The following is a 13,357-nucleotide window of genomic DNA, read 5'->3' as shown; positions in this document are numbered from 1 at the left end:
ACATGCAATCGCACGATTTATATCATGCCTGCATAGTATAGCCGTTAATGAAACGGGAATACCTCAGTTATTTTCCTAAGAGCTCTCCTTATCCGAACCAGCTGGAAGCCATGGACGCTATCCATGAAGCTCTCATAAAAAAGCATATCGTCCTGTTCGAGGGAGCGTGCGGGACAGGAAAAACCCTGAGCGCCCTTGCTCCGTCTCTCCATGTGGCCACGCAGGAGAAGAAAACAGTAGTCATTGTCACAAATGTCCATCAACAAATGGCCCAGTTCATAGAAGAGGCAAGGGAGATACATAAACAAAAAAATATCAAAGCAATTGTCCTGAAAGGTAAAATGCTGATGTGTCCGAAACCGAATATGGATTATGACTCGTGCAGCCTGCTAAGGGATAATACCTACAAATTGCTTGAGCAGGAAAAAGATTCTGCACAATTGAAGAACGAAATAAGGTCGGTCAAAGACAAGCAAAAGAGGCTTAAAGACACGGGTCTGATAGAACTTCAGCGGGAACTTAGCAGGGAATCAGACAAATATGAAAGGCAGATGCATGAATTGCAGAAAAATTCATGTGACAAGCTCCTTCAAATACTCAAAAATGATAATGATGATTTTCGCAGATGGTTATTCTCAGGAGTAAGGACGCCTGAAGAGGTCGCAGAATGGGCTTTGTCAAATAACAGCTGCGGATATGAATTGTTGAAAAGGTTCATGAAGGAAGCTGATCTTCTTATATGTAATTACCATCACCTGTTAAGCGAAGATATACGCACCAATGTTCTGGGGTGGATGGATAAGGGCCTCAAAGACACCATAGTGATCTTTGATGAAGCCCACAATTTAGAATCCGCCGCTCGATCGCATTCATCAATGACACTCACGGAAATTGCCATTAACAGGGCGCTTGATGAGGTCGAAGCGGATAAAGACATTTTGCCATTACAGGAAGTTGAGACTTTCCTGCGAGTTCTACTTGATACGTTAAGAGCCACCTACAATATGAGGTTCAAATTTGGAGAACGCGAAAGGGTGGGCAGCGAATGGTATGACCTGAGGATAGCTGACCCCGAGGAACGTGTAGATTTATTCAGGATCAAGCTTTTGAAGGCACTGGAGAGCGCGGGCGTCAAAAAGCCGGAAGAAGCAATAGAAAATTTAAGGAGCCTGGGGTTAAAGATCGATCAGTCCTATGAAAAACAATTTATAGAGGGAAAAAGTCCGGTAAAAAAAATATCCAGCAGTCTGGTCGCTGCAACCTTCCTTTCAAATTACATGAAATTCTCAAACGACAGGGCCTATTACCCTATCCTCAGCGTCAGGCGGCAGAGCAATGAGATCTATGGGCGGCTTGAATTATTCACTTGCATTCCGAAAAATGTCACTGCACCCCTATTTGATGCCGTCCATGCAGCTGTGCTAATGTCGGCCACGCTTGCACCTTTTGAGACCATCAAAGCAACGCTCGGGATTGCGCGAGAGACATGTGAATTGTCTTTCGGCCTCACCTTCCCGAAAGAGAAACGTCTTACGATTGCGGTATCAGTCCCTCCTCTTTTTGCAAAGGACAGGGACAATCCCCAGACAAAGGAGATCGTCACGCGGGTTTTGAACGATATAATAGAGCAGTCTGACGGGAACGTATTGATCTTCTTTCCCAGCTTCAATGAGGCCAGCCAGTATAAGAACAGGATAAAATGCAATGTCCCGGTATTCCTGGACGAAGTTGGTGTGTCTGCCCAGGCTATCAGGGATGAGTTCTTCAAAATTGGAGAAAGCGGCAAGAAGGCTGTGCTTATTTCTTATATGTGGGGAACGCTAACGGAAGGAGTGGATTACAAGGATGGGAGAGGAAGAACCGTGGTGATAGTGGGCGTTGGCTACCCTGCCCTGAATGACAGGACACGCGCGGTAGAATCGGCATACGAAGCAGAATTCGGGCACGGCTGGGATTATGCCATCGAGATACCTACGATAAGGAAAGTAAGGCAGGCGCTGGGAAGGGTCGTCCGTTCTCCGGATGATTATGGTGTCAGAGTGCTTCTGGATGGGCGATACTTATCCTCGTCAGTAAAGCGCTGGGGAAAATATTCAGTGTTCAATATTTTTCCGGAACAAGAGCGTGGTGAGATCATTGATGTTGCGCCAGAGCGCGTCAAGTATTCTCTAATGAACTTTTTTAATGATGTCAGGAAAAATAGGGCGCAAGATTTGAAAATTTAGCGCAAAGAAATGTTTCCAGGACTTTTTTTTCAGAATGATTTTGGCTCAGATCATCCTGGATCTCGCGCAATTTTCGAAATTCTTGCCATGCTTCAATCATGCTGAACATATTTCCGGTTGACATCTTTTTTACCTATTCTGTTATCAAAAACTATTAATCATGAAATACATAAATTATTAAATACAAAATTTCCTTTGCTCCACGGGAAAAGGGGGCATTGATATCAGTAGCAGCGCCGAAAATTTCAAAAGATGGAATTAATATAAATCTGTAATACGACTTACAAATAAGAGGAGGTGAAAAACAATGGTTGGACTGGAAAGCTCAATGGACCAGGCTGAAGCTGCCAAGAAGGTCAAAAAGCCGGAAGTTGACGAAGCCGAAAGGGAGAGACAGGCAAAGTTCTATGAACAATTGAGAAGCCGCTCCGCGCCGCAGCCAGAAGCATAATATTGAAGACCGGGAGCTTCAATTAATACGAGGACCAGTACAATAGGCGTGTGAAGGAGGTTGTCGGGGTTGATGATAAAATATGATATAGCCATTCCATCGTGACCTTTTCCATACGTCTATTGACCGTATTTTTTAATCTGGCAACCAGATTATACAATACTTTAATATCAAAGTAAATAACATCATACATAATCATGATTTAGGAGGTAAGAATCATGTGCAGCACATATACGCCATTCTCGTTGATGCCTGAAGACCTTGAAAGGATGGCAAAAGAAAGCGGGATGTTCTGGTGCAGGTCATGCAAGAAGACGTTCATGAAGAAAGGCGCAACCGAATGCCCGAACTGCGGGTCAAAGGAAATAAAACCAAGGGCAGCTTAAATATCGCAGATACGGAAATTATTTATTCAGTATTGCTGCAGATTATATTCTTTGCTATCAGCCCATTCAAAAAGTTCCTGCATTTAGAATCCGCTTCAGGAAATGACATTTGATATTTTCCTTTTATGAATCCTATTATTTCAGATAATTTATGTTCACCATCGCATCTGTCAAGTACATCTCTTGCAAAATCAGTAACAGTAAAAATCCTGTTATTGTCGGTATCGAACAATACATTCGTTCTTTCTCTTTGCATCTTGTTCTTCAATCCGTTTCCTGACATCATCGCATGGATTAGTTGTGCCAGATTGAAATTGAACCTTCCAGCAAAAACACCCTCCCCGAGAAAAGGATAATACTCATTGTTTGCAGGATCGATATATGTGGGCTTATTCTTTAATTGTTTCTTATGGGCTTTTTCGATCAGGAAAGACAGATCCGGGGCTTTATCCCTTGACTTCTTGTAATGGGAAATATATAGAAAAAGATGCTCCCGGTCGAGATTGCTCCATATAGGAAAATCCCCGTACCTCATGGAAAGTTTGCTGTAGAATTCCTTTATGATCTCATCCGTTTCCTTCTTAGACAGCCCGCTTTTGATTTCATAATCAAACCATAATGAGAGATCAATACTGTCATCCTGGACTACTTTGGTAACCTCAAAAGCTGTCGGGTTTTCATAAACCTTTGAGTGCCTGGTAAGCTGGAAACTACCGAATGACATTGAACGGATTACTTCATTGTTCTCTAAAATAAAATCCATTGTTTCCTTTGCTTCATCCCTGGTCTCAGTGGGAAATCCGAATATCAAAAAAAGGTGCGTCCAGATACCTGCATCTGTACTGTATTTGCAGATTTTTAAGACATTTTCCTTTTTTATTCCCTTATCCATGCATGTCAGAATCCGTTCATTTGCAGACTCCAGCCCAAAATAGATCATCTTACACCCTGCACTGGCAAGTTTTCTGCCCAGTTCGGGAGAAAACGCTGATTCAAATCTCGAATCGGCTAACCACGATATTTCCAGGGAACTTTCAATTAATTTATCAGATAATGCTTTAACCAATTTTGGGGCAAGGCCCTCATCCTGGAATGTAAAAAACCCGGTCTTATATTTTGTCTTTAAGTTATCCAGGTCTTTGTAAAGCAGATCAACATCCCTTGGCCTGTATTTCCCTGAATAACCATAGCCGTGGTCGCAAAAAGTGCACCGCCTCCAATAGCATCCCCTTGAAGAAAGTACAGGAAGGATAAGTTCCGGTGAAAAATACCGGTCCAGAGGGAAACCATCAAAGCATGGAGTTGGCAATTGATCGATGTCTTCCCCCTGTGAATTTAATTCATTGACCCTGATTTCAGAACCATTCCTGTAAATGAGATTGGTGATGGAATTTATATCGAATTCGTTCTTTAAATATGAAATCAGATTCAATAAAGCAGTCTCACCTTCATGGACGATTACGCTGTCAAAAACTGAAAAAAGTTCTTTATTATGGCTGATCTCAGGGATGAGACGCGTAAAAACACTGCCTCCAATGTTTATATGAACATTCCCGTCGGATTTCTTAATCAGATTGGCAAGCGTCAATCCTGGGATCAGTTGGCTTGTATTAATAATGGAAATGCCTATTAAATCGGGTTTGTTTCTCAGGATATCAGCGACCGTGTTTTTCTTAAAATAGTCTATAAAGAGATTCTCTTCATCATCATTTATTGCTGATAGCACGTCATTGCTCGAACGGCATGAGTAACGCATGTCATAAGAATGAAAGGTCAGGTTCGTGGGATAGTAAGCGGAAGATGCAAGCTTGAGGCCAAGTTCAAGAACCTTGAATGCCCTGAATAATTCATCGATCTCGTAAAAACCCTCTTTATCCTTCAATAGTTTTTTTGCTTCGTCCACCTCATCAATAATGCTCTCACCAAAAAGTATAGAGCTGCTCAAGGCTGCGTATTGCCTCTGGAGTTCAGGGGGTAACTCTTCTTTAGATTCAATATCCTGGAATTTAGAATAGGCCTTCTCATAAAATTCACGCATGCCCTTTTTACTCAACAGGTCATCAAAGAATGCTATATTGATATCCGCCTGTTCAACGTTACAATTATTGGATTTCAGGAAAGCTGTGAGAGATGGAAGACTTAAATAAGGCTGGGTAGGAATCCATTGTGGAGGAAATAATAATTTTGTAAGCATAATGCACCATAAGCTTTATGTGACTTAATAAAGATTTCATATCAAAAGTGATTACTATGGAAAAAACTAAATCCAAATACGTTGGAGATGAATTCGAAGAAGAGACAAAAGAAAATGTTAGTCCGGAAGAAAAAGCCCTTGAAGGCATGTATGACCTGGTTCTGCCACCGGGATTGCCGCATAAAGTGATCATTGAAGCCGTGGATAAATTCAATCTGGAAATTGCCCATCGGAAATGCGCAGTTAAAACAATAGATGTAGACCCGGAAAATCTACTTGTGCTGCGAGGTGAATTGGAAGCGGTGAATAATGCGCATGACTACATCTATCAAAAATTAAGTGAAAAGTATAATTACAAGAAATCGTAAGATTACTTATAATATTTATTTTTGTATCAAATTATTCAATAAGGAGTAGGGGTTTATCCCCTCTTTCCCTTTAGAACAGGCGCTCTCTACCGATAGGTCTGGTATAGCCCGTTCCACCACAGTTTGTGCATGGAATTCCTTTCATCAAGTAACCTCTGCCCTTGCACCACTGGCATTTTCTTGATGAATCTACGACTTCTACCTTTCCTTTTCCGCCGCAAACAATGCATGTCTTGCCTTCCTGCTTTCCTGTCCCGTCACAGTACATGCATGTTACTAAACCGGGTACTTTCGGCGCTCGTTTCTTTTCTACTTTTGCTTCCGCCATTTTAAATCACACCACTATGAACATCAAAGCATAACTTATATTTTTCCTTTTTATCTCGAATATCCCAAAAAAAATAAGAAAAAGTAGGCATGAAGCCTACTTATGGATTTACTTTGCTGGGATAACGAATGCTCTCTCACCGGCGCAGCGGTCCCACTCTCTGAGTGCCGCCTTGCCGAATGCTCCTCTTGGATCCGCGAAGTCAAAGTTGACCAGGTCATCTGCGAAGCAGGTCTTGACTAACGGGTTCACAACGAAGGCATCTGTGCCAGCGTGTGCTGCTGCGACTACGGCGGTGTATCCACCCTGGTGACCTACGTTCATAGCGTAGTTCGGGTAGTTTGCACCTCTGCATTCGCCTATGCAGCCTTCATCTGAGCCGATCGAGAACACGTTGGTGGCACCGCACTGATCCTGCAGATCGTATCCGTAGAATCCAAGTCTGCCCCATGCCTCTTTGTGGAGGTACATGGAGAGATACCATGCGGATAGACCGGCATTGCTGTGTCCGGTTGCCGCTGCTGCTGTAGTACCGGCTGCGAGAGCAAGTACTGTAGCGCGCTGCGAGCCTCCGAAGTGGTCCTCGAGTGTTGTCGGGTACTTCTCATACGATTCAATACCGTAGAGGGTTACCTCTGTGCCGATGTCTTTGACAACTTCGATTGTGGCTTTGGCCTTTCTTGGTCCACCGTATTTCTTATCTGCGTATTCTTTGCCCCAATAGCAGTAGTCATCCAGGATATCATTGGTGTATGCTGGTGTTGCATACATTGTGAATCCGACACCGCCTGACATGTAGCCGCCGAGCCATATCTGGTCATACAGCATGGTTGCTGCGCTTGCTACCTGTAAGACAACATTTACCGGGTCCTCTGGTGTTTTCCTGTTGGTCTGAACGATATCTGCCATATGACCGAAGGATAATCCTCCGGGCTCATTTGGTCCCCTGGCTCTGCGGGCCGGGATCATATCACCCATTTCAACAAGTCCAGCGTGCTTTGCTGTGAATGCAAGTTCACCGACTGCTGCTTCACCGGCGCACATATGATATGCGCTGATAAAGGTCATACCGACCTGCATTGCCATCCAGCGGCTTGTGCCTGGTCCGTCCTCAGTCCTTGTGACTATGGTCGGGATGTGCACTGCCTGCCAGGAGGTCTTGCCCATTGCTGCCTTAACTTGTTTTGCCTGGTTTGCCGGGAATTCGTTGTCGATATTGATAACGAACTGCTTGTCGATTTCATCCTGGAGGGATTCGTCGCCTGTGAATACTTTCACATAGCAGTCATCAACCAGTGCCGGGTGTGTCTCGACCATGTGTTCCTGAACGATTGCTGCGCCAGGCATTGCATGGTTTAAGACTTCGAGGTAGTAGTTGATGGTCTCGGGGGTAACTTCTTTGCCCAATCTCTTCTCAAGAGTCTCATGTGCGAGGTCAAGTCCTACCACACATGTTCTCCTGATATCGTCCCATTCCTGCTGCATTGCAGCATTGTTGACGAAGTGTAGATCGTCACCATCGCATACGATATCTGTTCCAGATATTGTATACGGGGTCAACTGTCTCTGACCCATTGGGATACCGGCAAGATGCAACTTTGGATCATATGCCTGTAATCCTCTCTTCTTGGTGATTGCCGCTCCGCACTTTGTCATTTCTACCTTTCTTGGGTTCTGTGTATATCCCAATCTGAGGTATTTGGTCTTCTTATCTGTTATTTTGTTCTTTGCAGTGGAGCCGCACTTGTTGGATCCCCATTCTTTTGCGTACTTTGTTTCCATTGCTTTCTTAAATTTTGGATCTGCCATTTTGAATCACCTCACGCCTTTGGCTGGAAGCCATATTTGGTTCTTAACTCCCAGACTCTCTGCACATGTTCGACGACTTCTTTGTCGCTTCTGAAGGGTACATTGTCCACTCTATATATGGTGGTTCTCTTGGCAGCTTCGGACTCGCTCATTGGTTTCCCAAGGTTGACCTTCCTGTCAATTGGTACGCCGACCTGGTCCTTGTCCATTACCATTACGCCGCCTTCGAGTCTGCGCCTGTCCAGCATATCGAACATTACGCCGTCTTCCTGAAGTCTGAGGGAGTGTCCGTGAACTGTACAGCCTCTTAGACCTGCAAGACCCCAGTCAGTCATTTCGGTCTCTGCCTGTCTCTTGGTATACTCTTCAAGATCTCTCTCTCTCATTTCATTGACCTGTCTGCCTGACAGGGTACCTGGGTCAACTCCTCTGAAGTTGATCGCTGCATGATACGATCTCCAGTATGGGGTTGATGGCGCATTGTACATCGAGTCAGAGAACTGTGAGTATCTGACCCTGTCGCCTGCTGCTGCACCTGGGGTTGGTTCAACAACCTCTCTTACTGGATCATCCGGCTCTCCCATTTCCGCAAGTGGTGGATGGGTGCTTGGATAGTCCGAGCCGGGCGCTCTGTGTCCGAGAAGTGCGGTTAAGTCCTCATCTGATATATCGCGCAGTTTCTCAACATCATCTGACATGTGTTTTCTTCTATTCTTTGCAACTGAGGTATTGCCTGGGTAGTATTGTGGTTTATAAGCCATATTTTTTCCTCCTTATTTTGGTTGAATCGGTTCCTTCTGCTCTTCCAAAGATAAACTCAAGGTTTTTCCTCTGTGTCAATTACACAAAGATTGCTTTCCGCATTTGCATGTGGGTCTATCAAGCCCAGTAAGCGTTCATCCTCAAGATTGATACTCTCGTCAGTCCTGCTCCTGAACCCATACTTGCCGTAATCAGTCAAAGTCGGTTTCCTCTTCATGAAGTGCCCGCGCTTGAATTCAAACGAGAAGGGAAACGCTCGCTCACACGCTTTTCTGACCCCCTCTACAGCACTTTCATCTTCAACTTCGACTAATATCTCTCCCACTATAATATGCAATTCCAATGCACATTCCCCTACATGGATTATTTTCCTTTCGGGATGGTTTACGTCTGTACCTGTACCGGGTCCACTTGTGACCTTTCTTGGCAGATTTTTGCCATTTATGAGCATTCTTATTACACCCTTGACCTGATCGATCTCATTCAAGGCTCTCTCAGCGGTCTCTGGCAGTAATAATCGTTTTGGAAATACCTTTACCTGGATGGGTTTATCCGTGACTGAAGCAGTTTTTACCATTCAATTCTCCGAATTTATACGGCCCCCGCTACAGCCTTGATCGGCTCTCTGAATTCATCGACTGAGCTGAAGACATCTCCTACGAGCTGAGAGGTCTTTGCCGGGCTGTAGATCTGCACACCTGCGTCAAGAGCAACTGCTGCTGCTACGCATGGTACTGCAAGACCCTTTGAGTGTCTGGTAACGACGTGATTGCCGTTGAAGACTCCAGGTCCTCCGCCTCCGTATATGGAGTGTGAGAAGAAGGAGAATCCGACCGCTGCACCCTCTACCTTACCAAAGTCGCAACCTGGCAGTGAGGTCTCTTTCTCAATGAGGTCGTTGAAATACAGCAATACTGCTGATACTGACTGTGGGGCCCTCATTGCACCGCAGTTGATAAGTGTTGCAACCATTGTGCCTGCTGCACAATATGCATTCCACTTTCCGACATCATTGGTCTTGTAGGTTGTATAGCCAGATGCAAATTTCTTATCTGCGCTGATAACCTTATCTGCAATTGCCTTTTCGACGCATGCATGCACAGCTGTACCGATGGTACCTGTCTTGCCCAGGGCTTTTACAGTTCCATATACCATGTTGTTTGCATTCAAGCCCTGGTGTGAGAATGCCAGTAATCTATGTCTTTCCTGGATACCGATTGCGTCTCCCATTTCGAAGACACCGGTGTTCTCAAGGATCGAGCAAAGAGCTGCTGTGTTCATAGCATTGAACTTACAGGTTGCTGCAAGGTGGTTTGCCATGACGTTTCTGAGCGTATAACCAAAGCCTTCATCTTTCTGTGGGATTTCGACGATGGACTTTACGTTTCCGCCGACCATATCAAGGGTCTGCGGGTACTGTCCCCAGACTGCGGACTTGATGGTTGGTGCATCGAACATTCCGATATTGAACTGGGTTATGATAGCCTGTGTTACTGCTGATGCTGAGCAGGTCAGTGATGATACATACTCTGCTGCTACATCGATCCTCTGGGAAGGCACCTGAACAATGAGCTGTTTTCCACCGTTCAAGGATTCTACATTGGTGTCGTCGCCGTTCTCTACCTTTATCATGTCGGCAACTGCACTCTGGATCTTCGCTGCATTCTTTACAATGTCCAATTTCATTTCTCTTCCGGGAATCTTTCTGCCCTTGCCACCAATTGCTGAGGTTGCTAAGGTTTTCTCGATTCCTGCTAAGTCAACGGCTGCTGTTCGCTTTATACCGGTGACTATTTTCTTAATAGCGGCATTCTTCATTGGGCTTATGGCACTTAGGTCCACGCCTGATTGAAGTTTTGCTCCTCTGTCGCTATATAGGTCTATTGTGTCAGCCACGTTTATTTACCTCCTATTTTTTGTTTCCCAAGAAATTGATCACTTGGTAGCGACACAACAAGAGCGAAGAACAACATTCAGAGTATAGAACTCAAAAAAAGATACTTCAGTCCTATTTAACTCCAGAATATTGTTTTTTATTGCATCGTTCTACCATTACAATCCCTTGTATCCCATACCTATTCACTTAAAGTACTTAAAGTTTGCGAATCAATCATGATAATACGTTATAAACTAAATCAAGGCGACGCCTCATGCTTTTTGCTCTTCGGTTGTAACTTTTAATATATATTTAACCGCCGCTCTCCAAGCTGACGTCACTCATTTCCGCTTTAGAGGCTTCCTTATGCTTTTCCAACGTTTCACTTATTTCTTCACGAGTGAATTCTTTTTCCAGGAGTTCTTTATCTTCAATTCTCCTTACAGTTTCCAGGACTTCGGTTTTATAATAGAGGTTGGTCTTGTCGATAAGAGCCCACGTCCCGTCCTTATCAGACATTATTTCAGTAACAGTGCCTTTTGTCCCTGTTGCACTGTAGAGCACAACGCTTCCCACCTGCAAAGGGCTCCCGGTTGAGTCAAATGCCTCTATTTCACTCATCTCCACCTAATAGACATTATTTCCTATTAATATTTACGGTCGCTATAGGGTAAGAACGTGGTCACATCCCGTATATTTCTTCAAACAACAATCCGTAATCCTGAGGTCTTGTTAAAAACTCAAGTTTCCTGATATCCCTCACAAGCCCGTACATCTCCTTATTTCTTGTAAATCCCAGTTCCTTTAAATTTGTGGGGCCAAAAAAACGTATCTCTGGCACATGATCATAACGGGGGTTCTTAATCATCCCCTGTTGAAGCTGATAATATGCTCCACCCCCCTTCTCCTTCATCGGTGAATATATCGATTCAAAATCCGTAGCAACCCAGTTAGCCATTTTAAGTATTCTGTTCGATGCATTGATAGTAAGATGGCCGTAACCCGGAGGGATAACAACTTTATCCCCCTGTTTTGCTCTTATCATTATAACATCTTTTATTTTATCATCTTCTGATCTCTGCATCATATAATTTGCTTCCCCGCTCAAGACTTCATATATTTCTGGAAATGTTATATCGGTCCCTGGTACTATTGGATGATAATGCCCAGCCGTTTTCACGAATTCGCATCCCAACATCCGCGGCGGAATGACCGTAATATCATACCTCAGTCCATGTTCTCTCATTGTTATCGCATCATTTTTACTCAGTGACAACTCGCGATACATGTAATATAATTCAAAATCGTTCGCCCTGGAAAGCCATTCCTTATCGTAAATGACGTCTTTCATTTCAAACAGCATTCTTACTGTGGGCCTGACCTTCTTTATCCCGTATTCCAGAATGGTTTCCATCGCACACTAATTAGGTATTGCAATATTTATATTATGTCATTACAATACGGGTTATCCAGTATGCAGGAACGAGGTTATTCTATCGGGATAAAAAGAGAAAATGTTGCCAACTGAGATCAATATCACCCCTATCCAGAATATTGAAATATGGAGATAGCTTTCTCTCAGGCCCACAAAATCAAGGATCAGTATGACAAGCCCAAGATGCAGGAGCGCTGATCCCAGCCTGCCGATATACCTTTGTTTTTCAATCCTGATCACCTTGCTTCTTTTAAGGGTTAACGCAAGGACAATGAACTGTACCACTGTCATTGTTGCAAGTACGAAAAACAATCCCTTATCAATACCCAGTGAGAAAGTCAAAAAAACTGTAACTCCCATGATTATAACGCTGAATTTTATGAGTACATCCTGCTCGAAAAGCCTTTTCGGTATACAAAGACCCAAAGACAATAGAAGCATAACTAAAAAAGGATATAGATATGAATTCATTTGATTTAGATACTGGTCATATTGAATCGTTTTTGTCCACCCCGGGTTCACTGAGAGGTAATTATAATAAGCAATGCCGTAAACACATACCAACCCTATCGCAAAAAGGATAAGCGTTGTCAGGATGATCAAATAATAGTCGTAATTCTTGAAAAATCTCATGGCTGCACCACCGAGTGTATTCCCGGGACGATATAAGTGAGCAGATACGTAAATATCAATGATGCAAAACAGATTATGCCAAGGCAGGCAGTAACGTTCCACATTTTTGCTTTACCTACATATATGTGAGCATGCAGGTATGCGCTGTAAAGCACCCACATCATGATAGAGCCGCTGATTTTGGGGTCCCACCACCAGGCGCTGTCTTTCCAAGCTTCGACAGCCCATGGATAGCCTATGAGCATTCCCATCGTAAGCAAAATGTAGCCCGGCTTTGCAAACCCGTACGCGATATCATCATATAGCGTGTCACGGCGCAACAGCATGTAAACGCATGCTGCAAAGGTAATTATGAGTGATGCATATGCGATGAACAGCATTGGCGGATGAAGCCACATATAGGTTGAATTATAGTAATATTCTATGCGCCCATAAAGGGTTCCAGCGATTTGAAAGATGCTCACATCTCCTGAAACCTGGCCGGCATACCACGCAGTAATTTCGCTGTTCAGTATCGGTAGAGGGTCTTTAAAAGGATTTGAGAAAAAATAAATTATTATCGAAAAAAGAGCCAATACCAGGCTAAGAAAGGAAATGATGTCTTTCCTTCGGATTGTCATTGCAAAGATCGAGGTCGTCATCGCCCAAAAATACAGTTTTTCAGATTCTATCCACAATGGTATGACAAACCTGCTGTTCTCAACAGGTATCATCTGCCTCAAAATCGCCGGATATTCGATCAAAACAGCAGTGTATATTTGTATGTGGAACCAGATTAGAAAAATAAAACCAAGGACATAGAGAGCGGTGTTAATGTACAGACATTTTACTAAATAATCAGAATATGCCTTTTTTTTCACGAAGTATAGTATGGAAAAAAAAATCTGAAA

At 43.7% G+C, this 13,357-nt stretch carries 14 protein-coding genes; 4 read left to right on the top strand and 10 right to left on the bottom strand.

All coding sequences use genetic code 11. The features are described from left to right. Positions 1-47 precede the first annotated feature (47 nt). The 3 genes from O8C65_03500 to O8C65_03490 all read left to right on the top strand — a co-directional run bounded on the left by O8C65_03500 (position 48) and on the right by O8C65_03490 (position 3,062). Positions 48-2,225, top strand: a complete 2,178-nt coding sequence (locus O8C65_03500) for an ATP-dependent DNA helicase (protein ID MCZ7355975.1) — start codon at positions 48-50, stop codon at positions 2,223-2,225. A gap of 307 nt (positions 2,226-2,532) precedes the next feature. After that, positions 2,533-2,676, top strand: a complete 144-nt coding sequence (locus O8C65_03495; protein ID MCZ7355974.1) for a hypothetical protein — start codon at positions 2,533-2,535, stop codon at positions 2,674-2,676. Between the two features lie 218 nt (positions 2,677-2,894). After that, entirely contained in the window at positions 2,895-3,062 is a 168-nt protein-coding gene (locus O8C65_03490) for a hypothetical protein (GenBank protein MCZ7355973.1), read from the top strand. A gap of 22 nt (positions 3,063-3,084) precedes the next feature. Here O8C65_03490 and O8C65_03485 read toward each other — a convergent pair whose 3' ends face one another. After that, the gene (locus tag O8C65_03485; protein ID MCZ7355972.1) at positions 3,085-5,256 is read right to left on the bottom strand and encodes a PqqD family peptide modification chaperone; all 2,172 of its coding nucleotides are present in this window, start codon (positions 5,254-5,256) and stop codon (positions 3,085-3,087) included. Between the two features lie 56 nt (positions 5,257-5,312). Between O8C65_03485 and O8C65_03480 the strand changes: the two genes are divergently transcribed. Further along, positions 5,313-5,624, top strand: coding sequence for a hypothetical protein (locus O8C65_03480; protein ID MCZ7355971.1), 312 nt, complete (start codon positions 5,313-5,315; stop codon positions 5,622-5,624). 70 nt (positions 5,625-5,694) lie between these two features. Here O8C65_03480 and O8C65_03475 read toward each other — a convergent pair whose 3' ends face one another. From O8C65_03475 to ccsA, 9 genes are all read right to left on the bottom strand, one after another. Next, positions 5,695-5,952, bottom strand: a complete 258-nt coding sequence (locus O8C65_03475; GenBank protein MCZ7355970.1) for a hypothetical protein — start codon at positions 5,950-5,952, stop codon at positions 5,695-5,697. 108 nt (positions 5,953-6,060) lie between these two features. Beyond that, positions 6,061-7,761, bottom strand: coding sequence for a coenzyme-B sulfoethylthiotransferase subunit alpha (gene mcrA, locus O8C65_03470; GenBank protein ID MCZ7355969.1), 1,701 nt, complete (start codon positions 7,759-7,761; stop codon positions 6,061-6,063). Positions 7,762-7,772: 11 nt separating this feature from the next. Next, a complete protein-coding gene (gene mcrG / locus O8C65_03465) occupies positions 7,773-8,522 on the bottom strand; it encodes a coenzyme-B sulfoethylthiotransferase subunit gamma (GenBank protein MCZ7355968.1) in 750 nt (249 codons plus the stop codon). A 56-nt stretch (positions 8,523-8,578) separates the two neighbouring features. Then, positions 8,579-9,100 (bottom strand): methyl-coenzyme M reductase operon protein D, encoded by a 522-nt coding sequence (gene mcrD, locus O8C65_03460; GenBank protein MCZ7355967.1) that lies wholly within the window; start codon positions 9,098-9,100, stop codon positions 8,579-8,581. Between the two features lie 14 nt (positions 9,101-9,114). Further along, the gene (mcrB, locus tag O8C65_03455; protein ID MCZ7355966.1) at positions 9,115-10,419 is read right to left on the bottom strand and encodes a coenzyme-B sulfoethylthiotransferase subunit beta; all 1,305 of its coding nucleotides are present in this window, start codon (positions 10,417-10,419) and stop codon (positions 9,115-9,117) included. A gap of 292 nt (positions 10,420-10,711) precedes the next feature. Beyond that, positions 10,712-11,020, bottom strand: a complete 309-nt coding sequence (locus O8C65_03450) for a DUF2098 family protein (protein ID MCZ7355965.1) — start codon at positions 11,018-11,020, stop codon at positions 10,712-10,714. A gap of 61 nt (positions 11,021-11,081) precedes the next feature. Continuing rightward, the gene (locus O8C65_03445; protein MCZ7355964.1) at positions 11,082-11,813 is read right to left on the bottom strand and encodes a glucose-6-phosphate isomerase; all 732 of its coding nucleotides are present in this window, start codon (positions 11,811-11,813) and stop codon (positions 11,082-11,084) included. A gap of 51 nt (positions 11,814-11,864) precedes the next feature. Beyond that, on the bottom strand, positions 11,865-12,467 hold the full coding sequence (locus O8C65_03440; GenBank protein MCZ7355963.1) for a hypothetical protein: 603 nt from the start codon (positions 12,465-12,467) through the stop codon (positions 11,865-11,867). Then, on the bottom strand, positions 12,464-13,327 hold the full coding sequence (ccsA, locus tag O8C65_03435; protein ID MCZ7355962.1) for a cytochrome c biogenesis protein CcsA: 864 nt from the start codon (positions 13,325-13,327) through the stop codon (positions 12,464-12,466). The genes O8C65_03440 and ccsA overlap by 4 nt, the downstream gene beginning before the upstream one ends. Between the last annotated feature and the right edge of the window lie 30 nt (positions 13,328-13,357).

The sequence above is a fragment of the Candidatus Methanoperedens sp. genome (genome assembly GCA_027460535.1).
In the GTDB taxonomy this organism is placed as follows: Archaea; Halobacteriota; Methanosarcinia; order Methanosarcinales; family Methanoperedenaceae; genus Methanoperedens.
The sequence above is the reverse complement of the archived record's forward strand: the minus strand, read 5'-3'. Positions and strand labels throughout refer to the sequence as shown.

Bases quoted from the DNA above. Each gene is read 5' to 3' on its own strand.
- O8C65_03500 (MCZ7355975.1), top strand. From the start codon at position 48: ATGAAACGGGAATACCTCAGTTATTTTCCTAAGAGCTCTCCTTATCCG.
- O8C65_03495 (MCZ7355974.1), top strand. From the start codon at position 2,533: ATGGTTGGACTGGAAAGCTCAATGGACCAGGCTGAAGCTGCCAAGAAG.
- O8C65_03490 (MCZ7355973.1), top strand. From the start codon at position 2,895: ATGTGCAGCACATATACGCCATTCTCGTTGATGCCTGAAGACCTTGAA.
- O8C65_03485 (MCZ7355972.1), bottom strand. From the start codon at position 5,256: ATGCTTACAAAATTATTATTTCCTCCACAATGGATTCCTACCCAGCCT.
- O8C65_03480 (MCZ7355971.1), top strand. From the start codon at position 5,313: ATGGAAAAAACTAAATCCAAATACGTTGGAGATGAATTCGAAGAAGAG.
- O8C65_03475 (MCZ7355970.1), bottom strand. From the start codon at position 5,952: ATGGCGGAAGCAAAAGTAGAAAAGAAACGAGCGCCGAAAGTACCCGGT.
- mcrA (MCZ7355969.1), bottom strand. From the start codon at position 7,761: ATGGCAGATCCAAAATTTAAGAAAGCAATGGAAACAAAGTACGCAAAA.
- mcrG (MCZ7355968.1), bottom strand. From the start codon at position 8,522: ATGGCTTATAAACCACAATACTACCCAGGCAATACCTCAGTTGCAAAG.
- mcrD (MCZ7355967.1), bottom strand. From the start codon at position 9,100: ATGGTAAAAACTGCTTCAGTCACGGATAAACCCATCCAGGTAAAGGTA.
- O8C65_03450 (MCZ7355965.1), bottom strand. From the start codon at position 11,020: ATGAGTGAAATAGAGGCATTTGACTCAACCGGGAGCCCTTTGCAGGTG.
- O8C65_03445 (MCZ7355964.1), bottom strand. From the start codon at position 11,813: ATGGAAACCATTCTGGAATACGGGATAAAGAAGGTCAGGCCCACAGTA.
- O8C65_03440 (MCZ7355963.1), bottom strand. From the start codon at position 12,467: ATGAGATTTTTCAAGAATTACGACTATTATTTGATCATCCTGACAACG.